The following is a 24,969-nucleotide window of genomic DNA, read 5'->3' on the forward strand; positions in this document are numbered from 1 at the left end:
CACGAAAGTGAATACCGGAACTATTTTTGTTAAGCGGAAGAAATTGTATTTTGAAGCGCGTTTGCGAAGCAAACAAGAAACAATCAAGCTTGTACGTAATCATACAAACATGCAAATACCAGCTTCTTTTAAGTTAAGCGGAAGAAATTGTGTGTTGTGGCGCGTTTCCGCAAGTTCAGGAAGGAAGTCAGAGAAGAAAAACACAAACAGGTTCAATTTCTAATTGAAAAATTCCTAAAAAATATTGTCCCGTTGTATAATTGAAAGTATATAGGAGAAAAATCGATGAGAAAAAAATTTTTAACAGTATTGGGGATTTTATTTCTTTTTATCGTACTTTCAGGTTGTGGCAAAAAAGATAATGCACAAGTCACGGATACATCAAAGACCTGGTACATATTCCAAGATCAAGGGGAATCAGATGTAATCTCCATAAAATTTTTGAAAAATAACAAGGCCAAGGTTAAAGATACCTTGTCACTAGGCGATAGTGTCGGGATCGATAGGAAGAATGATAACAATTCTAATCCAAGTTATACTCTAGACCGAGATGGTAAGACGATAACTATTAATTCTAGTAATCAGGTCGTCTTTAAGTTGCTCAAGCCATACAAAGAGAATGTTTATGGTCGGCATATGAAGGGATATTATGTGCAATATCAAGGTCAAACTTACAAGTTTGGCTATATTACCAAGACTGATAAGAAGGTAGCGACTAATAAGTCGAAGTCACAAAATATCGCATACAAGTCGATGTCTAATCATATTGTTAATGTTAATAGTGATGCCACGCCGCTGAAGGACTCTAATTTGGCCGGTAATTTTAACTTCTCTACTATTATTAATTACCGTAGAACCGATGGTAATTTGACTGTTAATACTAATGGGACATATCAGATGACGATGACCGAGCACGCTGCACAACCAAGTACTGAAACAACTGATAGTAAAGTTGTCATCGCTACAACAGTTGAGTCTGGTCAGGTTCAAAGTATGTACGGCAAGGTTTATTTGATACCAAAGAACTTCTTGTCGATATCGTATTATTTCCATGGTCAAAATCAAGACCGGTTATTGCCCAAGAGTGTCAACTTAAAAGTTAACTCCAAAGCAGTCGGTAACCAGATTGATCGAGCAAAGACTCGTATAGAGAATGATAATGGACAAGTCTATCTATTCTCATCTGATTTCACAGTCAGGAAACAAGAGAATCAGACTAATACTTCTGGTAACTTGTTGACGACTTCAAGTACGCCTCAGACTAGCTTGAAGAACGATATCACTCAGACTTATAACTATTATAGAAACTATAAGGCCAATCCAGTGTCTTCGAATGCTGACTTTATGCAACTGGCTGCGGCAATTTCTGATAATAATGATAAGAAACTAGGTAGTGTTGCGGTCAACTTCGGTGGTAAATTCGGAATTGACCAAGTGCCAAGTGACTACACAGGTGTCGATGTCGATGGGAAGAATCAGCCACTGATGCAATATCTATTCTTAGTAACACCTGCTGCTTATAAGGAAAATGGACCAACGATAGCAACCAATCAAGGCAAGTTCTTGATCTATGGCATGCTCAATAATCGACTATTCATCTTAAGACAGCCAGATACAGATTCAGCAACGGTCACGTGGACGCTAGTTAAAGGAGTTTCGTTAAAGGTTCCAGAGTTGAAGTTTACTTTGAATTAGTTCGGGGGGAATTCTTATGGGATATTTTTTATTAGCGATATTCATAGGGTTACTGGAGCTACTATTGATTTTTCGAACGCGTTCTATGTTTAGCAGACCTCCCTTTTTGACAATTGGAACTATGGCGATCCTTTTGACACTATTGTTCATTCACATGATAAATTGTAATGCACCATTAATACTGCGATATTATGTGATTACGATATTCACGGTTGATTCAGTCTTGTTGGTGATTTTATTGTGTTACCTATTGTATGTATATTATTTCTTGCGACATGCGAAGATTCAAGAGTCTGATTATTTGTTGGTATTGGGTACGAATACTTTTACCAAGCGAGTCTCACCAGTCTTGCAAGACAGATTGGATATGACGATAGCAGCGTATCATCGATTGGGTGATTATCCCATGATTATTGTGAGTGGTGGAAGAAACTTCAGACCACCATTGATCGAGGACAATCTAATGAAGGATTATTTAGTCGAACACGGAATCCCGACATCAAAGATCCTTCTTGAGAATAGGTCGACCAATACGATACAGAAGTTAGAATATTCGTCGATTCTATTAAAAGAGGATTGGAATGGCGAGAATGTTCCACGGGTAACTATTATTACTAGTGAGTTTCATATCCCTAGAACGATGCGTTATTTGAAGAACCTAGGCATATTAGTCAGCTATTTACCAGCAAGAACGATGCCAGTTTTTAAGTGGCCAGCTATGTTTCGTGAGTTTACAGTGATAGTCTGGTATTATAGGTACACTATTATGTCGTTGATGTTTATAATTTTAGTATTATTTCTTAGCGTATTAGAGTAAGGGGTGTTGTATGATTTCGTATGATAAATTTGTAGCTAATAAGAGATTGCGACGAATTGTTTTGTTGCTGGCAGTGATTGGATTGTTCTATTTGCTTCGTAGCATGATGAGTATGTTCTTGTTGACGTTCACATTTACGTTCTTGTCAGTTAGATTGGTCCGAGCAGTACAAAGAAAGTTCCCAAAGGTTAAGCCAGTCTGGGTGATCGCACCAGTTTATTTGTTAATAATTGCGGCCTTGACCTTTGCTGTAGCCAATTATGTACCACAAATAATCAGCCAAACGGTCAAGATGTTCCAATCACTGCAGAAGTTTTACCAGAGTGATGAGATGCGATCCAATATTTATCTGACGGCGATATACAATTACTTGCAACAGATCAATCTTGATGCACAGATCAAGACGGCAGTTGCACAAGCGGTCAATTATATATCTAGTGTTGGTGTAATGGGATTGAATATCTTCTTGTCATTTCTACTGAGCTTCTTTTATACGACTCAAGTTGAACAGATGAATAAGTTCGGGCATCAGTTCTTAAGTAGTAACTACGGATGGTTATTTGAAGATCTACGTTATTATGGCCAGAAGTTCGTCAATACCTTTGGTGTTGTTATCGAGGCACAATTGATGATTGCTGTTGTTAATACAACTTTAACAACTATCACATTGTTATTTATGCAGATGCCAAGTGTTATTGCACTAGCTGTGATGGTCTTCATATTGTCATTGATCCCGGTAGCTGGGGTGATCATCTCGCTGATTCCGTTGAGTTTCATAGCGTATACTGTTGGTGGAATTAAGTATGTAGTTTATATTATAATTATGATAGTTGTTATTCATATGATTGAAACATACTTTTTGAATCCACAATTCATGTCGAGTATGACACATCTGCCAATATTCTTTACGTTTGTAATTTTGATTGTTTCCGAGGAACTTATCGGTACATGGGGATTGATTATCGGTATTCCAATATTTGTATTCTTCCTGGATATTCTCGGTGTACATTCGATTGAGAAGAATGAATCTAAGAAGAAGTTAAGTTTGAAGAAATTTCGATAAAAAAGTGTAACAGTCATATATAATAGGGACAACTGAGTAGATGGGAGAATAGGTGTATGTCATTTTTTGATAGAAAAAAGAAGGACAATGATTATTCAAATGAGTCAACAGACCAACCTGATGTTAATGTAGATTCTTTTCAGAATCCACAAAATCAGCAACAACCACAAAATTATGATTATAATCAACAGCCTCAATCAAACCAGAATTATCAACAACCAGAGCAACAATATCAATACGATAATAATGGTCCAGAAGTTAATGGTAATTACTATGAAGAGCAACCAGTTCCTGAGGCATTAGACACACAAGATTGGGTCTATACTCAAGATAACTTGGAGAATACTCTGACTCAAACTGAGAACTTGAAGAGTCAACTTAGACATGAATTACTAGCTGATCGTGGATATTGCAATCATGTGTTGCGTAGTGTTGGTAGTGATCAAGTTGATGAAAGAGAAGCAGCTTCTAAGCGTATTACAACGATCAATGAACAACTGAGAAAGTGGTTTGATACAGATGAGATGGCCAATGAGATTTACCTTGACCCAAATCGTAATTATTTCATTTTCACTGACCAATTGAATCCCAATCCAGAGGATAATGTAAGTAAGCTTTGGCAACAGATTACACAGACGCTGATGGAACACAACTTGATGGCCAATGCTATCTCGGTAACTTATGATGATCAAGTCAATCAGACATGGATGAATTATCAAAATGCCGGTTGGGTCGATCCTAATTCATACTTGTTGAGTATGTACAATGATCTTCAAGGTCGTTCAATGAATATGGTGGCTACTCCTGCTGAGATTCCATTCGAAGAGTCATACCGTATTCAACATGTGAATGATAAGACAGATAAGATTCTTGATGCTGACGACAACTTGGTCATGGAAGTTTCACGTACTTCTAATCAACAGCTACAAGTAATCCGTCACTACAACGATTCTAAGTTGTTGAGTCGTGATATATTTGACGTTAATGGAGTTATCTCCGCAACACAGTTCTATGATCATCATGATCCTAACAAAGTTGTTCGTGAGAACTTCTATAGACAAGATGGCACACTTGTGTTGATTAAGAGTTATACCAATGATGAGCCTTATATCCAACTGTTCACTCAAGGTAACGTCTTGATCAGTACCTTTGATACTGATGAAGGATTGATTATCTGGTGGTTAAAGAACCAAGCTTTGCGCCAAGTACAAGCTACTATCTTTGTGTCAGTCGATTCTGAATACTATAAGAAACTTTTGTCACTTCGTGATAATGGCTTCGAAGTTATTCCAGTTGTTATGACACAAGATCAAAATGCCAAGGTCATTACTGATCTGGTCAGTGGTAAGGATAAGGTCACAGCAGTTTTCGCTGGAACTGATAAGGTTAATAGTTACTTGAATACTAATTCTACTATTAAGATGGATATCTCTACTTTGTCTAATGTTGAGACTCCGGTTTATAAGCAGTAGTATTTGGAGTGTTAGTATATTTTAAACGCGAGCCAAAACACAATTTTTTGAATATAACTACAAACTGATGGGCATTTACTTTGTAAATGCTCATCAGTTTTAGGTTATATTTAAAAATTGAACGTGTTTTGGCTCGCTCTCTTTTTTTTATACTCTTTTTCGTGTAAAATATACTGTTGTATAAGAAATGAAAAGAGGATTTTGAAATGGCAAAATTAGTTTTCATTCGTCACGGACAAAGTCAATGGAACTTATCTAACCAATTTACTGGTTGGGTTGACGTTGACCTTAGTGATGAAGGTGTAAAGCAAGCACAAAACGCTGGTAAGCTTCTTAAAGAAGAAGGCATCCTATTCGATCAAGCATATACTTCAGTATTGACACGTGCTATCAAGACATTGCACTACGCTCTTGAAGGTTGTGACCAATTGTGGATTCCTGAAACAAAGACATGGAGACTTAACGAACGTCACTATGGCGCACTTCAAGGATTAAACAAAGCTGAAACAGCTGAAAAATATGGTGATGAACAAGTTCATATCTGGAGACGTTCATACGATACTTTACCACCATTATTGAAAGCAACTGACGAAGGTTCAGCAGCTAAAGACCGTCGTTATGCTAACTTGGACCCAAGAATTATTCCTGGTGGCGAAAACCTTAAGGTTACTTTGGAACGTGTTATTCCTTTCTGGGAAGACGAAATCGCTCCTAAGTTGTTAGATGGTAAGAACGTTATCATCGCAGCCCACGGTAATTCATTACGTGCTCTTACAAAATACATTGAAGACATTAGTGATGCTGACATCATGGATGTTGAAATGGCTACTGGTGAACCAGTTGTTTATGACTTGGATGACAAGTTGAACGTTGTAAGTAAGAAGAAGCTTAACTAGTAACTCTTAACGACTATGTCGTTTAGAGTTAATTGTGGGGTCGCTTTTTGACCGTGCTAGTAAATATTTAGGACTGCACATTTGTGCAGTCTTTTTTTGTGGTTTATTTTTAATTAGGTATAGAATTGTAGAGTAGAAACAAGAATTGATGAGCTGGAGGGTAAATTGATGAGCTTAAATGTAAATTGCAGAATAAAAGTAGGACTGTAGAGCTCAAAAGCCAATGATACCAAGTGTTATATGGCTTTGAGATGAATTGATGAGCTGGAGAGTAAATTGATGAGCTTAAATGTAAATTGCAGAATAAAAGTAGGACTGTAGAGCTCAAAAGCCAATGATACCAAGTGTTATATGGCTTTGAGATGAATTGATGAGCTGGAGAGTAAATTGATGAGCTTAAAGTTAAATTGCAGAATAAAAGTAGGACTGTAGAGCTCAAAAACCAATGATACCAAGTGTTACATGGCTTTTGAGATGAATTGATGAGCTGGAGAGTAAAGTTAAACGTTGTAAAACTTGAAAACCAATGATATCAAGAAGAAGTAGATTAAAGCATAGTATTAAAAGTTAGAAAACATAATATGGTAGACTTAATAATAAATACGGTAGATTGTTAACGATAAAATATGAGGTGTAATGATGAATACCCCTAAATATGAAATAGAAGATATTTTAAATATTCCAGAGGGTAAGACCTTTGATCGGAAAAGTGCAAAATATGATTTAAATAAATTGGCCAATATTTTAATTGCCTTTGCCAATGCTGATGGGGGAACTGTCGCCTTAGGTATTAATGATAAGAAATATGAAGGTGTAAACTTACTTTCTACACAAAAACAAAATGATATTGTACAGATTGGATCTCAGAGAATAATACCTACATTAGAAGTGGAAATAACTAAGAAACCAATTACTAATATTCAAAAAATGGATGATACAGTCTGGTTATTATCAGTAAACCCGTCTGATGATAAAGTGTATATGAACAAAAAGGATGAGGTTTATCTTAGAATTGGCGATGAAACGCACAGAGTAACTTTTGAGGAACGAAAGAAGCTTGAGTTTGATAAGGGAATTAGAGCCTTTGAAAGTCAGATAGTTGATGATGCAATTCTGGATGACTTAGATGATGAAACTGTGACACAATATAAAAAGTTATATGGTTTTGAAGGTGATAATCTTTGGGATTTACTTTTCCCTAAGGGACTAGCAAAGCGTATTAAAGATCAAAATGGTAACATTGATTATCGATTAACTGTTGCGGGGATACTGTTACTTTCAAAATTCCCGACAGCTTTTGTTCCAGGAGCTAGAATTCGATTCATCCGTTATGAGGGGCGTGAAGCAAAAACGGGTACTAATATGAATATCGTGAAGCAACTGAGAATCGAAGGCCCTCTACCTAAAATGTTACAACAGGCTAGCGATATGATTGAGTCACAGTTACGTACATTCTCTAGTTTGGATATTAAAACTGGTAAATTTGTTGATGTTCCTGAGTATCCTAAGAGTGCATGGTTGGAAGGAATCGTTAATGCAGTAACTCATCGCGCATATAATTATGATGGCGATGATATTAGAATTATAATGTTTGATAATCGTTTGGAGATTCATAGTCCGGGAAGCTTGCCGGCAGTTGTAACTACAGACAATATTAGATATACACATTATTCTAGGAATCCTTATATTGCGCGTGCGCTAACTGACTTCGGATGGGTACGTGAGTTTGGTGAAGGTGTTGATCGTATTTATATTGATATGAAAGAATTCTTTTTAGATGACCCAGTGTATAAAGTTGATGATAATAGTGTTAATTTAGTTCTCAAAAACAATATTGTGATGCGTTCAGTTCGAAAGAATGATGATTTGGCATCTAAAATTGGTGATGACTGGGAGAATCTTAATTTTATCGAACAGGCTGCAATTGGAATGGCATATGAGCATGGAAGCGTTCGTACCCGGGAATTGTTAAATAATGTTGATAATTATAGTATGACTTCTGTTAGGAATGCATTAAAGAATCTAACCAATATGGGAATTTTAGAGCAAGTCGCTTCGGCACCAACCTCACCTAACCAATACTATCGACTAATAAAGTAAAAAAATATATTCGTTGTAACTGTCTTTAATTGGATGATTGTCCAAGCTATGGATGTTCAGGGATACGAGGAAGTGAAACATTATGAAACCTCAAAAAATCATTAAATTACTAAGACAGAATGGTTTCAAGGAAAAGTCACAGAGAGGTTCGCATTTGAAAATGTACAATGCAAAGACTAATGTGACGGTTCCGGTGCCAATTCATCATGATAAGGAATTGGAACACGGGATCGAAAGTAAAATATTGAAGCAAGCGGGAATAAAGCATCATTGAACTACATGTGAGGTTTTGTAGTAGGTGATGCTTTATTTTTTTACGTCAAAATTGTTGATACATGGCATATATTGCCCTTTTATTATTTAATTAAATAGCTTAGTATATTAATTATTATATAAACTAATTTATTTATTAATGAAAAGAGGGTATATCGATGACATGGTCCACTTGGCAGGTACCGCCATTTATAACTAGTGTGTTTTTCATTCTTGGAGTATTTGCCCTTTATACTGTTACTTTCAACTGGCTATCTTCAGGTATGAAAGTATGGAATGTGAATGTTTCTGATGATACTTTGAATGCTTGGTATGGAGTCATTTATATGCTGATATTCGTATTCAGTATCCAAACGGCAGTTATTGATACTAGACTTTCGTGGGAATTTATGAATTTCCAGCTGATAGCAGTGACATTTTGCGCGTATTTCTTGAATATACATATCCCGTATTATTCATTCTTCCCAATCGTGTTGGTTTACATGTTATTCAACCATTCGATAGGCTATTGGCAATCGTGGGGACATGCGATGACGTTGATGGTGTTCTTCTGGGTTTTGAATATTGTTCGTGTGAGATATCGTGAGCACCATTTTGCATTTTTGATTTATATGTTAGTTGATACATTATTTGGCGGGATACTGTGGTTTTGGATGGTATTAAAATTCAATATTTCATTGACGACTTTTGTCCAGGAGTGGATTTATTTAATTATCTTCGAAATACTATTGTATATTTACATTGCAATGTTATCGCAGGATACCGCTGTAAAGCTCAGACTTAAGAATCGTGCGACGCATGATACCTTGACTAATACGGAGAATTTCTCGGCATATACTGAAAATATGGACGATTTATTCGAGAAGAGTCAAAAAGAACGTCTTCCTTTGACTATGATGATGTTTGATATTGATCATTTTAAGAATGTGAATGATACGTATGGTCATTTGGCTGGAGACCGTGTGTTACGACATGTCTCAATGGTGGTACAGACAGTGTTGGCCGAGAATGATGTTAACATCGGCTTTTATAGGACTGGTGGTGAGGAGTTCAACTTGATATTCCCTAGTTATGAGTTGGCGGATTCCAAGGTGGTCATTGAACAGATATTCAATGCTATCAACCATATCGAGGTCCATTCAGACGCGGACTTGATAGACATCACGATATCCATTGGTGTATGTGAGCTTACTAGTGATGATAAGTCACCGATAGACTTCTACAACCGAGTTGATAAGAGTCTTTATCACTCTAAACAAAATGGTCGTATGCAAATTACTGTTGGATAGATAAGTGATGTGTGTATAATATGCCGTAAAGGGGGGTTACAATATGAAATCTGAATCGACTGAGGTAACTCCATCGAAGCATTTAGAACAAGTAATTCAAAAAGAAATTGATGCTGGTAAATTTAAAAAAATTGACTCTAAAAAAGAATTGGACAAGTTCTTGTCTAAAGACTAAAAAAGATACTCGTAAGAGTATCTTTTTGCTTTTCCAATAACTATAAGTTATAGTGTACTAGTAAACTAATACACTAGTGGGAGGCACAAGGTTGAAATTTGACGACAAGATTCCAATTTATTTCCAGATCAAAAATTATCTTTACCATCAAATAATCACTGGTGACCTACAGTCTGGTGAGAAATTACCATCGATTAGACAACTTGCACTTGATGTGACCGCAAATGTGAACACAGTACAGCGGGCATTATCAGAGATGATCGTTGAGGAAGTTGTTATTTCAAAGCGTGGCAAGGGCAACTTTGTCACAACTGATGTGAAAAAGGTTGAGCAGTTAAAGACCAAGCTAGTGCAGGAACAGTTATCATTGGCTTATCAACAACTGCACTCACTAGATTTGAGTGATAATGAGATATTGATAGAATTTAAACATTTCATGGAAAGTAGGGATGCACAGCATGAGTGAATTATTAAAAATTGATAATTTAAATTATCGTCACAGTCTAAAGAATATTTTGAAAAATGTTAATTTGACAATTGAAAGTGGCAAGATCATTGGTCTACTTGGCGAGAACGGTGCCGGTAAGACTACTCTGATGCGTTTGATAACTGGTAGCGCGCATGGTAAAGGGAGTATTACGTTAAGTGGTACGAATAAGATTGCTGAAAGAAAGAGTCATGTTAGTTACACTGAACATCTTGGTGGATTCCAGGGTGGGATGAAGGTCGGTAAGATTTTTGACTTTTATCAGACAGTCTATCCAGACTTTGATGTTGAGCGTTCGAATTCGTTAATTGAATTCTTGAAGATCGATAAGAATTTGAAGTTATCGGCATTATCCAAAGGGATGAAGGAGAAGCTTATCATTGCACTGACTCTATCCCGTCAAGCTGACTTGTATTTATTAGATGAACCATTCGGTGGAATCGACAGTATGAGTCGTAAGAAAATCATCAATAGTATTTTAAAGTGGAAGCCTGAGGAATCTACTATGATTATCAGTGATCATTATGTGACTGAAATCGCCTCTATTCTTGATGAGATCGTTGTGGTCAAGGATCAGACTATCAATTGCCACAAAAAGGCCGATGAGATTCGTGAAGACAATGATATGGGAATTGAAGATTTCTATGAAAGCTTATACGTAGGAGATGATCAAAATGACTAGTTTTTCCAGCATGTTCAAAGTTGATTTGAAGAATAAATTCCGCAATATGAATTTTGTTTTAATGATAGATGTTATTGCGATTGTCGTTGCAATAATCTGGAATGCCATACAAGGTAATTTGAGCAAACAAAGTTACTTGGCTATAGCATTCTCATTTTCCATCATTGTGTACTTTGTATCTTTCGTAATACTAGCTTATATTCAAGAGAAATCATATACGCGTGATAGTTATCGGTTGATTCCAATCAATGATACGAAATTTTATCTAGCTAATTTGGCATCGACTTTGGTAGCGTATCTATACGTTATCGTCGCACAATTAGTATTGTATGCTATCGCTTTTGCAATCAACGCTGAGGAATTCAATGACTACTTACAAATGATATCCATGATGAATGGCCGTGCATCGTTTGACGCACCTAGTGCGATGTTGGGTAGTTTGGCGTTTGTTGCTTCTGTATTAGGAGCTATCATATTTAACTGGGCAACGATCACTCTGATTCACTTGGTGACACGCTCCGCAAGTAACTTCTTGCCAAGTACTGGTAGAAGATTCTTGAACATAGTATTGTACATTATCGTAATCTGGTTGGTAATCGAGGTTACTAGTTCATTAACCAACAATTTGAGTAGCTCAGTTAGTTCACTCTTCAGTGTCACTTATGCTTCTGGATTCTTATTGAAGCTATTGATTTATCTAGTAATTGCGGCAGTTGAGTCTGCTATAAGTATCTTCTTGATGAGTAGATGGGTCGAGACGATTACTGAATAGATCAAAATGATTATCTTTTCTTCCTATTAAACGTATAATTACAGTTACATGGAAGGAATGATGCAAATGGCTACTATTTACGATTTTTCAGAGACTGAAATGAACGGTGACAAGATTGACTTCAATGATTATAAAGGTAAGGTAGTTTTGATCGTCAATACTGCCAGCAAATGTGGACTAGCTCCACAACTTGAGGGAATAGAAGCATTATATAAGAAGTATCATGAGCAAGGACTCGAGGTACTAGGTTTGCCGTCTAACCAATTCCACCAAGAATTGGGTTCAGACGAAGAGACTAGTGAGTATTGTCAAATGCATTATGGTGTAACTTTCCCAATGACCAAGCAGGTCAAGGTTAATGGGGATGATGAAGATGCATTGTTCACATACCTTAAAGAGACAGCGGGACACGGACGTATCAAGTGGAACTTTACCAAGTTTCTAATTGGCCGTGATGGTCAGATGATTGAACGTTTTGCTCCAACTACTAAGCCTGAGAAGTTTGAGTCTGATATTGTTTCAGCACTTGAAGACAAATAAAAATGACATATCCTGATGGGATGTGTCATTTTTGTTTGTCTGAAGATGATATAATTTGAACATTAAGAGAGGAGTATCATATGAAAATATTGAATGTCCCCACAAGTAATATAAATGAGCTGAAAAAATCACCGGAAGCAATTTTTGAAGAGAGTCGTAAGTATAAGACCGGAGTTTATATCCATGATTGCGATATTCCTGTTGGAGTTGTGATTTCGGTACAAGAATATGAGAAATTGGTTAAAGAAAATGACAGATTGCAAGAAGAAATCCTAGATTTAGAAGCTGCCAATCGTTTGAAACAACCATATACATTATTATCAGATGCTAATGTTCGTGGTGATTCGAGTAAAAAACATCCAAAGTTTGATGAAGATGATGGGTGGGAGTGATTGTGGAAAAGGTACAAAAGTATCAGAAAATTAAATAATGAAAGTAAATAAATAGTCTTTAAATTTAAGAAATGCCAAATGTACTCACAATTTTTCATTTTTAAGGATATTTTCTCTTTTAGGTGAGAAAAGTATGACGCCATCTCTATCTTGAACTACATCGTACTCCTTAGCCATAGGTTTGATATTGTCTGGTAAAGTTAGAACATTTGAATTATCAACCTTACAAAGTTTTACACTCATTGAGGAATCCTCCATTATTGCTTTATACGCAAATAATAGACGGGTTCTTTTTTAACTTCAAGCAATGTAACTTTTTAAGCAAAATATTACTACCAGAATCACGTCATAATATACAATATGAATCGAGGTGATGGCTATGGATGATGAGACTAAAAAGGTACAAGTTTCGTTTTGTATAGATAGTGAGGATAATAGAAGAGTTACTGAGGTCTATGAGAAGTTGGGTATAGATTTACCTACTGCATTCAATTTGTTCATCAAAAAAAGTATCAGTGATGGTGGATTTCCATTTGATGTAAGAGATTCTTTCTACAGTGAAAGTAATATTAATGAATTAGCTAAACGGCTTGAAAAAGCAAAAAAAGGAGAAGGCAAAGTGCATCCACTATTGTAGTGAATTGAGATACCTTCTTAATTTTTGCCCTATAAATTAAATTACGAAAAAAGGCTAGCAAATAAAAAATTTGCTAGCCTTTTGTATATATCTTATCCCTCGGCGTTATGAACATCGTCAAGGATATTATCATTTGAAAAGTCGTGTTCCATGTACTCTTTATTATCAGTAGGTAAGTGCTGTTCCAAGTTGTCGAATTGTTGGAAACTGACAACTCCACTAACTGATTCAAAGCTTAAGATGTGTCCGCCAAAGTCGTGTTCATCTGACATGAGGTGACTGTGGAATCCGCCGACTGCAACACCATCGAATATGGCAGGTGAGTAGTAACTTAGCAAAGTTCCTTCAACGGAATCCTTAGTGAAGATACTTTGATTCTCGGCTGTCTTGGCTAGGGATTGATAAGGTTGACTAGACTTTTGAACAGCACGAGTCTTGATGTTCTTGAAGGTACCAGTGATCTTGACAGAGTAGAATGTATTACTACTTTTGGCTGCGTCAGTGATTTGCTTTTGAAGGTTGTTACGACTAATATCTTCAACTTCGAGCATTTCAGCGTAATCAGCGAAGTGACTGTTGGCAAATGGCAATGTGAAGTTGCTATCAACTAGGTTGACGTTACCGTGACTATCGACTTGGTAAGGTGTGCCATCCAAGATGATCAACTCACCGTCAAGTCCTTCACCAGTACCGATCCCAGTGTCACCATGACTTAACAAGTCTTTCATCGTAATAGTTCCATCGAGTAATCCGGGAACTAGTAGTGCAAGTGTTCCGTGTTGATAAAGTGTGTTTGTGTTTGACATAAATTGAGACTATCCTTTCCAGACTAATATTCTTCAAGAAGTGCTGATGCGAACTTATAGTTGTCAGAATAATCAACGGGGATATCGATAACTACAGGACCTGGTGTAGCGAATGCTTTCTTTAAGGCGTCTTTTAGTTCGGCAGTAGTAGTGGCATGCATACCGACTGCTCCGAAACTTTCGGCATACTTGGCAAAGTCGACTGTACCAATATCGACACCAGCGTTACGACCATACTTGGCTTCTTCTTGGAACTTAACCATATCGTAGTAACCATCATTCCATACCAATTGGACGATGTTCAAGTTCAAACGGACTGCGGTCTCTAATTCTTGACCACTGAATAAGAATCCACCATCACCAGATACTGATACGATAGGCTTTTCAGGACGTTCTAGTGCTGCGGCAATTGCCCAAGGAAGTGCAACTCCAAGTGTTTGCATACCATTACTGAACAATAGATGTCTTGGCATGTAACTTCTGAAGTGTCTGGCCATCCAGATATAAAGGCTACCCACATCAACGGTAACAGTAGTGTCATCGTCAACTTGATCTTGAAGTGCCTTGATAATGGCTAGTGGGTGAACGCCCTTTGATGGATCTTCGACGGGAACGTCATCTTGTGACAAGAAGCTGACTTGCATTTGGTGCAAGTGCTCTTTCAAGTCGTCACTCAGTGAAATATCAGTGGGTAAGTTATGAGCGATATCTCGCATTGTCTTGGCGATGTCAGCTTGAACGACCAAGTCAGGTTGATATTCATTGGAGATTTCAGGGGCGATACTATCTAGGTTGATAACTTCACCTTGACGGTCAACGTTCCAAATTCTAGCTTCATATTCAACGGGATCGTAACCTACAGCAATAACGAGGTCACTTTCTTTCAAAATAGCGTCACCGATTTGGTTTCTGAAGAGACCGACACGTCCGTAATAATTCTTCTCGAGATCTCTTGAGATAACTCCAGCACCCTGGAAAGTTTCAACAACAGGAATTGAGAATTTGTGTAGCAAGTGATGGATTGCTTCAGTTACTTCCTCACTTGATGAGCGCATACCAGCAAGAATAACTGGCAACTTTGCCTTTTGGATCTTGTCGATGATTTTGTCGACGATTTCACTGCTGGCACTACCTTGTTGGATTGGGGCTAATGCCTTGATCTCAGGAGTAGTAACTTCAGCGTCTAAAACATCCTTGGGAAGTGAAATAAATGTGGCACCAGACTTTGGAGCCATGGCAATTTGGTAGGCATTGGCGAAGTTCTCAGATAGGTTATTGGGATCTTGGACCTCAACACTATCTTTTGTAGCGTAGCTGAGTAATTCCTTACTAGGGATACTTTGATGAGTTAATCTGGCAACGTCATTACGAGGAACCTGTCCGCCAAGTGCGACAACGGGGTCACCTTCTGAAGTTGCAGTAATTAGACCAGTGGCTAAGTTAGATACACCAGGACCAGAGGTTGTTGCGACTACTCCGGGTTTACCAGTTAAACGACCGATACCAGAGGCGATGAAGGCAGCGTTTTGTTCGTGATGAGTGATAATCAATTTTGGAGCTTTAGGATCGTCACTGTATTCCATTAGATCGAATAACTTGTCTACCTTGGCTCCGGGAAGTCCGAATACATACTTGACTCCTTGATTGATCATAGAATTAAATAATGCTTCAGACCCGTTTTTCTTCGTTGACATTAAGATGTCCTCCTTGAGATTGCTGTATTGAGATGTTATTGTTATTAACATAAATCGTTTGTGTTGATTTGTCAACACGTAACACTTGGAGAAAATTATGAAAAATATCGGTTATCTTGCACAGGATATTTCGATCCTGCATAGACAGTATTATAAAGACACAAAAGAACAATTCGACGCTTTGAATCTGAATCCCACAGCTGCATGTATCTTGTTGTCGATTGGAGATTATCCAGAAATAAGTCAGAATCAAGTTGCTAGATTATTAGTAGTAGATAAAGGTTTGGCTACACGTGAAATCAATAAGATGCAAAAAATGGACTACTTGAGAAAAGTCGATGGCGCTGGTAAAGCTAAGAACCTGTTACTGACAGATATCGGTAGGGATGTGGTCGAAAAAATCCAGCACATCAGGATCAATTGGTGGGAAGAGCGCTTCTCAGATACCGGGATCAGTGCGAATAGCCCCTTGATCGATTCAATTGAAAAAGTCGTTGATGGGTTTACTGACTCTTTGGATGATTAGAATTTTGAGCATGGTAGTATACAGAAGCTTGATCTATTCTTAACATATTATGTAAAATTTTGGTAAAGTCTGTAAAAAATGCGTAAAGTACGAACATATGTTCACGAGGTGATGTATTCTTTATTTATACCACTTTAAAAGGAGAGCATATGTATTTAACTAGGAAAGAACTACCACAAAATTTACTTAATGAACTTATAAAGGGTAAAGAAACTAGCATGATTGAATTTAAAAATGCACAAGGAAAAGATGGCAAAGGTAGTATACCAAAAAGTGTATATGAAACTGTATGTGCATTTTCTAATCATTACGGTGGGAATATTTACTTAGGTGTCGATGACGATGGAACAGTTATCGGTATTGATATGATTAGAATTGAAAAAATGAAAAAGGATTTTATTACCGTAATTCAATCTAGATTAAAATTCATACCACCATTGTTTTTGGAGGTTGAAGACTATAAAGTTGGAGACAAAGTGATACTTCATATTTATGTTCCTAATAGTTCCGAGATACATAGGTTAAATGAGCGCTATATTTTCGATCGTAACGGAGATGCAGATATTGATATTACAAATAATACCAATTCCGTTAACCGAATCTATATGAGAAAACAGACTGAGTATTCTGAGAATAAGGTTTTTACAGAAGTTAAGATTAGTGATTTTCGTAAAGACTTAATAAATAGAATGCGAAATAGTTCTCTTAATTATAAAAACGGGAATCCGTTATTTGAGAATTTAAATGATTTTGATATTCTTAAAAGTCTATCAATGTATAAAAGAGATAAACTTTCTGGTGAAATGGGTTTTACTTTAGCTGCGGTGCTAGTATTCGGCGATGATAAGATAATTAAACAATGTGTACCTTACTTTGCGGTTGATGTACTAGTTAGATTTAAGAATGTTGAGAGATGGGACGATCGTTTGAGATTACAAACCAACTTGCTAGATTGTTTCAGCCAAGTATTGGAATTTTTAACTCGTTATGTAGGTTCACCATTCTATTTGGAAAGAGCTGAGAGAGTTGATGTCACCTATATGTTGTTGCGCGAAGTCATTGTCAATATGTTAGTTCATAGGGAATATGCCAGTCCTTATGTATCAAGGATTGAGTTAAGGTCAAACAAGTTAATTCTGAATAATGCTAATAAACCAATTAATCCTGGATTAATTAAGAAAAATGATATTGCACCATTTGCCAAAAATCCAAATATAGCAACGGTCTTTCATACTCTGGATTTGATTGATGAAATTGGTTCAGGTATGCGCAAAATTTTTAAATACGGACCAATATTATTTGGTGGAGAACCAGTCATTAATAATGATGAGTCATTTCAAGTAATATTACCCATCAATGGTCGAGGATTATCGGTTATTGGCACGATGGTTATTCCTGAAGAGAAGCCATTGTTCACTGATGATCAGATAAACGTGTTGAATCATTTGAATTTTCCTATGAGTTCTAACCAGATGAAAGAATATACAAAATATAATAGTCAACAAAGTTTTAGCAAGTTGGTTCTAAGGCCTCTTCTTAAAGGTGGGTGGATTTCACCAACGATTAAAGATAAGTTAAGTAGTCCAAAACAAACATATTATAGAAATGATGATATGTTTGGTAAGTTGTAGGCTTGAAATTATGTATATCAAGGGATTTATATGAATTAATTTAAATTGTTAATTCTAATTTTTTTAGTGGTTGTAGGCTTAGTTGTAAGCTTGTAGAGTTGATACGGCAACTTTTATTGGGTGATAATTATGATTTTGATGATATCGGCGATTGTAGGCTTAGTTGCAAGCTATCCAAACATAAAACAAAAAAGCGAGAGGCAAAACACATCAAAAAATGTGTTCTACCTCTCGTTTTTCATATCAATACACCATCGAAATGGTCCATCTCGTGTTGAATAATCTCAGCAACAAAATCAGAGAACTCCTGTGTATGTACCTGGAAATTTTTATCTAAAAATCTAACTTCAATATTTTGGAACCTTTCAGTTGAACGTTCACCAATAAGAGACAGGCAACCTTCGTTAGTAGTATATTGGCCGGACTTCTTAGTGATGACCGGATTGATCATCGGCATCGACATCATACCGATACGAAATACCAATATACGTTTGTTCACGCCAATCATGTTAGCAGCCATACCAACACAATTGTCCTTGTGTGCTTCTAGTGTATCTAACAAGTCTTGGATGACCTGTGTGTCAGATTTTGTAGCCGGGGTTAATTTTTGTGATAGTAAAGTTGTGTCGTGATTGATATTTTGTATCATTAGTTTCTCCTGTGAAAATATAATAGCAAACCAATTATAAAGGAAATAGTAAGTTAGTGGAAGAACCATAACCACAAAACTAAGAATGATACAATACGAATATACACAAACTGAGGGGGAAATCATGAACCTATTATTCGCAATCGACGATAACGTAGTCGATCAATTATTGACCACTGTCTACTCAATCAAGATGAACACACCAAACACACCACTGGCTGTATATGTAATCCAAGATACAAGACTATTACAAACTGACAAGATCACCAATTTTTGTCAAAAGTTAAATATTGAATATCACCCAGTCATGATCGACAAGAGTCTATTCAAGGATGCACCGGTGACGGATCGTTATCCAACGACTATCTACTACCGATTATTGGCGCACAAGTATCTACCTACCAACATCGACAGGATACTCTATCTGGATATTGATATATTAGTCATCAACGACTTACTTCCATTATATAACCTCGATATGGGTGATAACCTTTACGCAGCTGCCAATCACGCCGTGACCACCACTGACTTGACTGACTCTTTCAACAAGATACGTCTGGGGAATTCTGAGGCTGAGAGCTATTACAACTCAGGAGTCATGTTGATGAACCTGCCACTGATCAGAGAACAAGTGAAAGCTGACGACATTTTCACTTATATTAATGAAAATAAAAATACTTTGTTATTACCGGACCAAGATGTCCTAAATGGTCTATATGGTCATCAATTCAAACGAATACCAGATGAAATCTACAATTACGATGCCAGGATGAGTGTCGTGTACCAAACTTGGTCTGGTGGTAAGTGGAATCTAGACTGGGTTATTAAACATAGTGTCATATTGCATTTCTGTGGACGAGATAAACCGTGGAAGTCAGAGTACCGTGGTAGATATTCCGGGCTGTATAAACACTACTCACATTTGGCTCAATTGGTATAGTTAATCCTTTGAAAATGCGCTACGAGTGATTTTCAAAAGATGGTTTACATGACAATACGATGGGTATATATTTATTACTGCGGATAAAATTGTGGCACCAGCTAATGATTTTAGCCATAATTTTTTGTTTCAGTGTAGTTAGTATTCCTTATACTAACCTAAAATAAATTTTATACAGGGGATATTTACGTATGGATGTACCTAAAGATATGAATATCAAAGCATTGCTAGCCGCGGACGATGCACAAGCATTACTATTTGGGCTTGCATACTTACGATTGACCTCAAGAATTGATCGTGCATGGCTTCTACAAAACAAGAGTATCAAGTCAGAGTTTGAAACTGTCGATGTACCACAATATCAAGTGGAACTAGAAGCACTGTTTAAGAGGGCGACTGCTGCAGATGAGCAATTGACTACTTCACAGCGCAATGAGTTATTTCCACAATTGATCGACATGTCGATTTTACAAGTTATCAAGCTGGCTCGTTCAATGAATTCACGCTTTTTTCTAGACAGTTACTTACGTTCAAGTGACTCTCTAGAGAGATTATTGATCTCATTAGCTGATATTCAGCCAACGGATACGGTATTGGATCCGACCTTCAGTAGAAGTGAACTGATTTTCAAAATAATGATGAAAAACAAAGCTCAGTCGATAACAGCTGAAGCAATCAATGAAGAGTTCGTTGCGATGGGATATATTGCTTCGTTAGCGTTGGGTGCTGAGAATGCTAGATTGTACACTGGCGAAGTTTTGGATGATCCGCAGTACTTTAACGGAGAACAGCTACAAAAGTTCGACAAGGTCGTGACGATGCCTCCAGTTGGGGTAAAGGTTGAATATACTGACAATGTTGCAGATGACAAATACAATCGCTTCATATTCGGGGTACCATCTCGTAAATCAGCCGATTGGGCGTTTGTCAGTAATGCGGTAAGTTCGATGAATACTGCAGCCGATAGTAAGACTGTCATCGTGGTTCAAGATGGGGCGCTGTTTAGAAGTGGTAGGGATGCCATTATTAGACAAGAGATGATCAATTATGACTTGATCGAGTCTGTCATCTCACTGCCTAATGGCACGCTAGGTACAACTAATACTCCTGTCTCGATTCTAGTCTTAAGACTACACAAGCCAGATAATATGAAGGAAAAGATTCAGTTTATCAAGATCGACAAGGGTGAACTTAGTGGATCGAATTCCAAAGAAGTTAAGTTTGACGACGCTGAGATTGCACGAATCACCAAGTATTATCAAGATAAGGCTGATATTGAAGGAATCTCTAAAGTCGTCAATAATAGCCAGATCAATAAGTCGGAGTTGTTGGTCAATAAGTACGTTTACTCACCATACTTCAATGTAGATGGTCAAAGTATCCAATTTCATCATGATAAGTTGGAAGAGATGAGAACTGTGCCACTCAATCAAATAGTTGAGATAGGTAGAGGATTCAATCTGACAACCAAAGACGAGAATAGTGATGGTAAGTATAAGATACTGAAGATTTCTGACTTGGGAGAATCGATCGACTATGACCAACTGTCACACTTTGACCTAAGTAACAATGTCGATATTGAACGTTACTTAATAAGAAAAAACGATATCGTTATGTCGATACGTGGTAACACCCAAAAGATGTGTCTGATCGAAAAGTGTGTCTCAAGTGTTGCCATTAATTCCAACCTGGTCTTTTTAAGAGTCAAAGCGCACCACTATGATCCAAAGTGGCTGAGTCTGTATCTAGACAGTCCTTTGGTCAAGATATTGTTAAACAAGTCGTCAGTCGGTAGCACCATTGCGCAAATACCGATACGAGACCTAGAGAAGTTACCAGTTCCCGTACTTGATATAAATGAGCAATTGAGAATGACGACTAATTATATGAAGAAAAACGAAAAAGTTGAACAGATGATAAGTCAGATGAGAACAGAACAAAGCTCTTTGAAGAAGATTCTGTATGATCAGATGAATATTATCGATACAATTGAATTGTTGTAAAAAGGTTACAAATCTTTAATATTGAGTATTATGAAATTTTGTTGTGGTAGTATTTAAATATATTTGTATATTATGATTTATTTAAGGAATACTTTAAATTAGATTTACAACATGTATAATGATACTTGTTGGAACCTATAATAAGTATTATATGGCGTATTTCCGAAGAAAGATCATAAAAAACATTTTAATGAATACCAGAGATGGTTGTTATTTGGAGGGTTCCAGTGGGGTCAGAACAAACAATAAGTATGATGCAGATTTTTGCTATATTACGTAAACATATAAAGATGATTTTGGGCACGACATTAGTAGTTACATTTGCAGTAGCATTCGTAACCTTTTTTGTGATGTCACCTAAGTATTCAGCAACTACAGAGTTGCTAGTTAATAGGAAGTTATCAGCTGATATGCAGTCGGCACAATTCCAACAGACTCAAGCTGATGTACAGATGATCAATACTTACAAGGATATTATTACTAGTCCAACCGTTCTAAAGGACGTTAATAAGGAAGTCAGTAATTATCCCGGCTATCCAGGTTCTATGGGAGCCTTGAAGAGCAGTATATCTGTCAGTAGTGAACAGAACTCACAAGTCTTCTCAGTAACTGCTAAAGCAAGTGATCCTAACACAGCAGCTGAGATTGCTAACTTGACTGCAAAGGTATTCAAGAAAAAAGTTGTAAAGATTATGAGTATCAATAATGTTTCGATTGTTTCACAAGCTTCCATTAACAAGAGCCCAGTTAGTCCTAGGAAAAAGCTTAATTTGTTGGCTGGTATCATTGTTGGCTTGATTCTTGGTGTTGGTATGGCCTTTATTCGTGAGATCACTGATAGAACAGTATCTTCAGTTGACTTCTTGACTAATGAGCTTGGCCTTACCAATTTAGGTATTGTTAGTGAAATCGACCAAAGTGAAGTTAAGAAACGTGTTTTCCATAAGACAAAGCTTCATGGTAATGGTAATGCCGGATTGACACCACAAACTAGTCAAAGGAGAGTGTAAAACATGGCCTTTTCGTTGTTTAAGACAAAGAAACAAAAGCAAAAGCTTGATAACACAAGTTTGAAATATGGTATTGGTCTTGTTACTTACACTGATCCTAAAGGACAAGTTTCAGAACAATTCAAGACAGTTAGAACCAATATTCAGTTCTCAGCCATTGATAAGAAGATGAAGTCATTACTATTCACCTCATCAGACCCATCAGAAGGTAAGTCAACTGTTAGTAATAATGTCGCTGTAACATGGGCTGATCAAGGTTCACGTGTCATTTTAGTTGACGCTGACCTTCGTAGACCAACAGTGCACAAGACATTTGGTGTCAGTAATCGTAAGGGATTATCTAGTTACTTACTAGGTAATGCGACCTTTGAGGAGATTATTCAACCAACTGTTATTGAGAACCTTTACGTTATCACTAGTGGACCAGTTCCACCGAATCCTTCCGAGTTACTAGGAAGCATGCGTACACAGGACTTGATAGTTCGACTAACTGATAAGTTCGACTTATTGATACTCGATGCCCCACCAGTCAATACCGTTACTGATGCACAAGTACTAGCTGCACGTGCTGATGGTACTATCTTGGTAGTTCCACAAGGAATCGCTGATAAAGGTGGAGTTAGACATGCCAAAGAAGCCCTAGAGACAGTCAATGCTAATATTCTAGGTGCAATCATGAACCGTGTCACTGAGCAGAAGTCAGGCGGTTACTACGGTGGTAGTTACTATGGTGGCTATTACGGTGGATACTATGGTACTGAAGATAAAGATAAAGAGGACTAAAATTTTTAAATGAAACGAGTTGATAAAAATGGGATTGATTGACTTACATTGTCATATTTTGCCCGGTGTCGATGATGGTGCAAAGGACATGCCGATGGCACTCGAAATGGCGCAAAAAGCAGTAGATCAGGGGATAAGCCATATTTTATTGACACCGCATCATATGGATGCAAATTATACGAACCACAAGAAGGATGTCCTTGTAAAAACTGCAGAGTTTCAAAAGGCCATCAACGATAACGGTATACCATTGACCGTATTCCCAGGACAAGAGGTTCATCTGACGGGTGACTTGCTTAAGGCAATCTTCGCTGATGATATCTTGTATATGGATACAGGCAATCGTTACCTGTTATTGGAGTTCCCACACAATGAGGTGCCTGAATACGCTGAGAATATGATATTTGAGCTTACTTCTAGAGGCATAACACCAGTTATCGCCCATCCAGAACGTAACCAAGGATTCCAGCGTGATCCAGATATGTTGACATCATTTGTTGAGATGGGATGTTTGACACAGCTTACCAGTAGTAGTTACTTAGGAGTCTTCAGCAAGAATGTTGAAGAGTTAACTGAAAAGATAATTAAGGCCAATCTTGGCTTTGCATTTGCTTCAGATGCACATAACTTCAAGGGACGTAGGTTCTTGATGAGGGATGCATTCGTGAAGTTAGAGAAACACGAGGGATCAGATACAGCACGTAGATTCAACGAGAACGCTAAGCATATTATCAACGGGGAAGATGTTGAAGTTGATGATATTAAGCTTATTTCAGAGTTGAAAAAGAAGAAACGATTCGGTTTCTTTTAATTTTGTTATTTAGGAAAGCGGAGTCACTATTTCCTAGATACAGAATATTATTTTCTGATTACTGAATATATTTTGTATATAATGTTTATTACAATTTCAGAGAATACAGAAACATGTTGAGGATTATGAGGGGGTTATAGGGAATGGAATATCTAAACGACCATGTTGACACTAAGTATCAGGAGCATCGATATGTATATAGAAGTGTTAAGAGATTATTTGACCTAGTGGCTAGTTTGATTGGATTGATATTGTTATCGCCAGTATTCTTGATAGTGGCCATTGCAATTAAGATTGAAGATCCAAGTGGCTCTGTGTTTTATTCACAGATTCGATTGGGGAAGAGACAACAGCCGTTTGAAATGTTCAAGTTCAGATCAATGGTAGCCAATGCTGAAAAGCTCAAGGAAAAGTTGATGGAACAAAACGAAGTAGAAGGCGCCATGTTTAAAATGAAGGACGACCCACGTGTTACCAAAGTAGGGAAGTTCATTCGTAAATATAGTATTGACGAACTTCCACAATTGTTGAATGTGCTACTAGGTGAAATGAGCTTGGTCGGACCACGTCCACCCTTGCCTAAAGAAGTTAGTAGTTATACAGAACACGACAAGTTGCGCTTAACCGTTAAACCTGGTTGTACCGGATTGTGGCAGATAAGTGGTAGAAACGATGTCGGATTTGAGGAAATGGTTAGTTTGGATTTGGATTATATCAATAAACGTACGGCTTATTATGATGTTTATATTTTAATTCGGACTGTTGGTGTGTTTCTGTTTCCGAATGGTGCTTATTAATAAATTTTAGATTTAATTTTGAATTGCTT

General features: G+C 37.2%; 27 protein-coding genes. 23 read left to right on the plus strand and 4 right to left on the minus strand.

The genetic code is table 11. The features are described 5' to 3' along the window. Positions 1-285 precede the first annotated feature (285 nt). The 14 genes from BTM29_RS04880 (at position 286) to BTM29_RS04940 (ending at position 12,653) form a co-directional block, all read left to right on the plus strand. Positions 286-1,695: a hypothetical protein gene (locus tag BTM29_RS04880; protein ID WP_076614433.1), complete on the plus strand. Its 1,410-nt coding sequence runs from the start codon at positions 286-288 to the stop codon at positions 1,693-1,695. Between the two features lie 85 nt (positions 1,696-1,780). Continuing rightward, positions 1,781-2,512, plus strand: a complete 732-nt coding sequence (locus BTM29_RS04885) for a YdcF family protein (RefSeq protein WP_192844204.1) — start codon at positions 1,781-1,783, stop codon at positions 2,510-2,512. Positions 2,513-2,522: 10 nt separating this feature from the next. Next, positions 2,523-3,575 (plus strand): AI-2E family transporter, encoded by a 1,053-nt coding sequence (locus BTM29_RS04890; RefSeq protein WP_076614435.1) that lies wholly within the window; start codon positions 2,523-2,525, stop codon positions 3,573-3,575. Between the two features lie 56 nt (positions 3,576-3,631). Further along, complete coding sequence (locus tag BTM29_RS04895) at positions 3,632-5,047, plus strand: hypothetical protein (RefSeq protein ID WP_076614436.1); 1,416 nt, start codon at positions 3,632-3,634, stop codon at positions 5,045-5,047. Positions 5,048-5,253: 206 nt separating this feature from the next. Next, positions 5,254-5,943, plus strand: a complete 690-nt coding sequence (locus BTM29_RS04900; protein WP_076614437.1) for a 2,3-diphosphoglycerate-dependent phosphoglycerate mutase — start codon at positions 5,254-5,256, stop codon at positions 5,941-5,943. A gap of 639 nt (positions 5,944-6,582) precedes the next feature. Beyond that, positions 6,583-8,043, plus strand: a complete 1,461-nt coding sequence (locus BTM29_RS04905; RefSeq protein WP_076614438.1) for an ATP-binding protein — start codon at positions 6,583-6,585, stop codon at positions 8,041-8,043. A gap of 82 nt (positions 8,044-8,125) precedes the next feature. Beyond that, positions 8,126-8,317 (plus strand): type II toxin-antitoxin system HicA family toxin, encoded by a 192-nt coding sequence (locus BTM29_RS04910; RefSeq protein ID WP_076614439.1) that lies wholly within the window; start codon positions 8,126-8,128, stop codon positions 8,315-8,317. A gap of 157 nt (positions 8,318-8,474) precedes the next feature. Then, the gene (locus BTM29_RS04915) at positions 8,475-9,605 is read left to right on the plus strand and encodes a GGDEF domain-containing protein (protein ID WP_076614440.1); all 1,131 of its coding nucleotides are present in this window, start codon (positions 8,475-8,477) and stop codon (positions 9,603-9,605) included. Positions 9,606-9,648: 43 nt separating this feature from the next. Beyond that, positions 9,649-9,780 carry a hypothetical protein gene (locus BTM29_RS13050; RefSeq protein ID WP_257787698.1) on the plus strand — a complete coding sequence of 44 codons (132 nt, stop codon included), beginning with the start codon at positions 9,649-9,651 and terminating at the stop codon, positions 9,778-9,780. A 91-nt stretch (positions 9,781-9,871) separates the two neighbouring features. After that, the gene (locus tag BTM29_RS04920; protein WP_076614441.1) at positions 9,872-10,246 is read left to right on the plus strand and encodes a GntR family transcriptional regulator; all 375 of its coding nucleotides are present in this window, start codon (positions 9,872-9,874) and stop codon (positions 10,244-10,246) included. Beyond that, positions 10,239-10,949: an ATP-binding cassette domain-containing protein gene (locus BTM29_RS04925; RefSeq protein ID WP_076614442.1), complete on the plus strand. Its 711-nt coding sequence runs from the start codon at positions 10,239-10,241 to the stop codon at positions 10,947-10,949. The genes BTM29_RS04920 and BTM29_RS04925 overlap by 8 nt, the downstream gene beginning before the upstream one ends. Continuing rightward, positions 10,942-11,721, plus strand: coding sequence for a hypothetical protein (locus tag BTM29_RS04930; protein ID WP_076614443.1), 780 nt, complete (start codon positions 10,942-10,944; stop codon positions 11,719-11,721). The genes BTM29_RS04925 and BTM29_RS04930 overlap by 8 nt, the downstream gene beginning before the upstream one ends. 66 nt (positions 11,722-11,787) lie before the next feature. Beyond that, positions 11,788-12,261: a glutathione peroxidase gene (locus BTM29_RS04935; RefSeq protein WP_076618705.1), complete on the plus strand. Its 474-nt coding sequence runs from the start codon at positions 11,788-11,790 to the stop codon at positions 12,259-12,261. An 80-nt stretch (positions 12,262-12,341) separates the two neighbouring features. Continuing rightward, the gene (locus BTM29_RS04940; RefSeq protein WP_076614444.1) at positions 12,342-12,653 is read left to right on the plus strand and encodes a type II toxin-antitoxin system Phd/YefM family antitoxin; all 312 of its coding nucleotides are present in this window, start codon (positions 12,342-12,344) and stop codon (positions 12,651-12,653) included. An 84-nt stretch (positions 12,654-12,737) separates the two neighbouring features. Here the strand turns inward: BTM29_RS04940 and BTM29_RS12790 are convergent, their stop codons facing one another. Further along, positions 12,738-12,896, minus strand: a complete 159-nt coding sequence (locus tag BTM29_RS12790; protein ID WP_157886441.1) for a hypothetical protein — start codon at positions 12,894-12,896, stop codon at positions 12,738-12,740. Positions 12,897-13,032: 136 nt separating this feature from the next. Between BTM29_RS12790 and BTM29_RS04945 the strand changes: the two genes are divergently transcribed. Beyond that, positions 13,033-13,290: a type II toxin-antitoxin system RelB/DinJ family antitoxin gene (locus BTM29_RS04945; protein WP_076614445.1), complete on the plus strand. Its 258-nt coding sequence runs from the start codon at positions 13,033-13,035 to the stop codon at positions 13,288-13,290. Positions 13,291-13,382: 92 nt separating this feature from the next. Here the strand turns inward: BTM29_RS04945 and budA are convergent, their stop codons facing one another. Then, positions 13,383-14,096: an acetolactate decarboxylase gene (gene budA / locus BTM29_RS04950; protein WP_076614446.1), complete on the minus strand. Its 714-nt coding sequence runs from the start codon at positions 14,094-14,096 to the stop codon at positions 13,383-13,385. 23 nt (positions 14,097-14,119) lie between these two features. Further along, positions 14,120-15,790 (minus strand): acetolactate synthase AlsS, encoded by a 1,671-nt coding sequence (alsS, locus tag BTM29_RS04955; RefSeq protein WP_076614447.1) that lies wholly within the window; start codon positions 15,788-15,790, stop codon positions 14,120-14,122. A gap of 97 nt (positions 15,791-15,887) precedes the next feature. Between alsS and BTM29_RS04960 the strand changes: the two genes are divergently transcribed. Together BTM29_RS04960 and BTM29_RS04965 are read left to right on the plus strand one after the other, a co-directional pair. Then, positions 15,888-16,316 (plus strand): MarR family winged helix-turn-helix transcriptional regulator, encoded by a 429-nt coding sequence (locus tag BTM29_RS04960; protein ID WP_076614448.1) that lies wholly within the window; start codon positions 15,888-15,890, stop codon positions 16,314-16,316. 149 nt (positions 16,317-16,465) lie between these two features. Continuing rightward, positions 16,466-17,947 carry an RNA-binding domain-containing protein gene (locus tag BTM29_RS04965; RefSeq protein WP_076614449.1) on the plus strand — a complete coding sequence of 494 codons (1,482 nt, stop codon included), beginning with the start codon at positions 16,466-16,468 and terminating at the stop codon, positions 17,945-17,947. A gap of 238 nt (positions 17,948-18,185) precedes the next feature. Here the strand turns inward: BTM29_RS04965 and BTM29_RS04970 are convergent, their stop codons facing one another. After that, a complete protein-coding gene (locus BTM29_RS04970; RefSeq protein ID WP_076614450.1) occupies positions 18,186-18,596 on the minus strand; it encodes a peptide deformylase in 411 nt (136 codons plus the stop codon). A 124-nt stretch (positions 18,597-18,720) separates the two neighbouring features. Here BTM29_RS04970 and BTM29_RS04975 point away from each other — a divergent pair, with 124 nt between their 5' ends. From BTM29_RS04975 to BTM29_RS05000, 6 genes are all read left to right on the plus strand, one after another. Beyond that, positions 18,721-19,536, plus strand: a complete 816-nt coding sequence (locus BTM29_RS04975; protein WP_083685921.1) for a glycosyltransferase family 8 protein — start codon at positions 18,721-18,723, stop codon at positions 19,534-19,536. Positions 19,537-19,727: 191 nt separating this feature from the next. Beyond that, positions 19,728-21,539: an N-6 DNA methylase gene (locus BTM29_RS04980; RefSeq protein WP_076614452.1), complete on the plus strand. Its 1,812-nt coding sequence runs from the start codon at positions 19,728-19,730 to the stop codon at positions 21,537-21,539. Between the two features lie 227 nt (positions 21,540-21,766). After that, positions 21,767-22,549, plus strand: a complete 783-nt coding sequence (locus BTM29_RS04985) for a YveK family protein (protein WP_083685922.1) — start codon at positions 21,767-21,769, stop codon at positions 22,547-22,549. A gap of 3 nt (positions 22,550-22,552) precedes the next feature. Then, positions 22,553-23,332 (plus strand): CpsD/CapB family tyrosine-protein kinase, encoded by a 780-nt coding sequence (locus BTM29_RS04990; protein ID WP_076614454.1) that lies wholly within the window; start codon positions 22,553-22,555, stop codon positions 23,330-23,332. A 28-nt stretch (positions 23,333-23,360) separates the two neighbouring features. After that, positions 23,361-24,143 carry a tyrosine-protein phosphatase gene (locus BTM29_RS04995; protein ID WP_076614455.1) on the plus strand — a complete coding sequence of 261 codons (783 nt, stop codon included), beginning with the start codon at positions 23,361-23,363 and terminating at the stop codon, positions 24,141-24,143. A 143-nt stretch (positions 24,144-24,286) separates the two neighbouring features. Further along, on the plus strand, positions 24,287-24,940 hold the full coding sequence (locus tag BTM29_RS05000) for a sugar transferase (protein WP_076614456.1): 654 nt from the start codon (positions 24,287-24,289) through the stop codon (positions 24,938-24,940). The last annotated feature ends 29 nt before the right edge of the window (positions 24,941-24,969 follow it).

The sequence above is a fragment of the Companilactobacillus allii genome, from assembly GCF_001971585.1.
GTDB lineage: Bacteria > Bacillota > Bacilli > Lactobacillales > Lactobacillaceae > Companilactobacillus > Companilactobacillus allii.

Coding starts and splice junctions, on each gene's coding strand:
- BTM29_RS13050 (WP_257787698.1), top strand. CDS start 9,649: ATGAAATCTGAATCGACTGAGGTAACTCCATCGAAGCATTTAGAACAA.
- BTM29_RS04965 (WP_076614449.1), top strand. CDS start 16,466: ATGTATTTAACTAGGAAAGAACTACCACAAAATTTACTTAATGAACTT.
- BTM29_RS04905 (WP_076614438.1), top strand. CDS start 6,583: ATGAATACCCCTAAATATGAAATAGAAGATATTTTAAATATTCCAGAG.
- BTM29_RS12790 (WP_157886441.1), bottom strand. CDS start 12,896: ATGAGTGTAAAACTTTGTAAGGTTGATAATTCAAATGTTCTAACTTTA.
- BTM29_RS04880 (WP_076614433.1), top strand. CDS start 286: ATGAGAAAAAAATTTTTAACAGTATTGGGGATTTTATTTCTTTTTATC.
- BTM29_RS04915 (WP_076614440.1), top strand. CDS start 8,475: ATGACATGGTCCACTTGGCAGGTACCGCCATTTATAACTAGTGTGTTT.
- BTM29_RS04885 (WP_192844204.1), top strand. CDS start 1,781: ATGTTTAGCAGACCTCCCTTTTTGACAATTGGAACTATGGCGATCCTT.
- BTM29_RS04925 (WP_076614442.1), top strand. CDS start 10,239: ATGAGTGAATTATTAAAAATTGATAATTTAAATTATCGTCACAGTCTA.
- budA (WP_076614446.1), bottom strand. CDS start 14,096: ATGTCAAACACAAACACACTTTATCAACACGGAACACTTGCACTACTA.
- BTM29_RS04935 (WP_076618705.1), top strand. CDS start 11,788: ATGGCTACTATTTACGATTTTTCAGAGACTGAAATGAACGGTGACAAG.
- BTM29_RS04960 (WP_076614448.1), top strand. CDS start 15,888: ATGAAAAATATCGGTTATCTTGCACAGGATATTTCGATCCTGCATAGA.
- BTM29_RS04990 (WP_076614454.1), top strand. CDS start 22,553: ATGGCCTTTTCGTTGTTTAAGACAAAGAAACAAAAGCAAAAGCTTGAT.
- BTM29_RS04945 (WP_076614445.1), top strand. CDS start 13,033: ATGGATGATGAGACTAAAAAGGTACAAGTTTCGTTTTGTATAGATAGT.
- BTM29_RS04980 (WP_076614452.1), top strand. CDS start 19,728: ATGGATGTACCTAAAGATATGAATATCAAAGCATTGCTAGCCGCGGAC.
- alsS (WP_076614447.1), bottom strand. CDS start 15,790: ATGTCAACGAAGAAAAACGGGTCTGAAGCATTATTTAATTCTATGATC.
- BTM29_RS04895 (WP_076614436.1), top strand. CDS start 3,632: ATGTCATTTTTTGATAGAAAAAAGAAGGACAATGATTATTCAAATGAG.
- BTM29_RS04975 (WP_083685921.1), top strand. CDS start 18,721: ATGAACCTATTATTCGCAATCGACGATAACGTAGTCGATCAATTATTG.
- BTM29_RS04890 (WP_076614435.1), top strand. CDS start 2,523: ATGATTTCGTATGATAAATTTGTAGCTAATAAGAGATTGCGACGAATT.
- BTM29_RS05000 (WP_076614456.1), top strand. CDS start 24,287: ATGGAATATCTAAACGACCATGTTGACACTAAGTATCAGGAGCATCGA.
- BTM29_RS04940 (WP_076614444.1), top strand. CDS start 12,342: ATGAAAATATTGAATGTCCCCACAAGTAATATAAATGAGCTGAAAAAA.
- BTM29_RS04910 (WP_076614439.1), top strand. CDS start 8,126: ATGAAACCTCAAAAAATCATTAAATTACTAAGACAGAATGGTTTCAAG.
- BTM29_RS04900 (WP_076614437.1), top strand. CDS start 5,254: ATGGCAAAATTAGTTTTCATTCGTCACGGACAAAGTCAATGGAACTTA.
- BTM29_RS04930 (WP_076614443.1), top strand. CDS start 10,942: ATGACTAGTTTTTCCAGCATGTTCAAAGTTGATTTGAAGAATAAATTC.
- BTM29_RS04995 (WP_076614455.1), top strand. CDS start 23,361: ATGGGATTGATTGACTTACATTGTCATATTTTGCCCGGTGTCGATGAT.
- BTM29_RS04970 (WP_076614450.1), bottom strand. CDS start 18,596: ATGATACAAAATATCAATCACGACACAACTTTACTATCACAAAAATTA.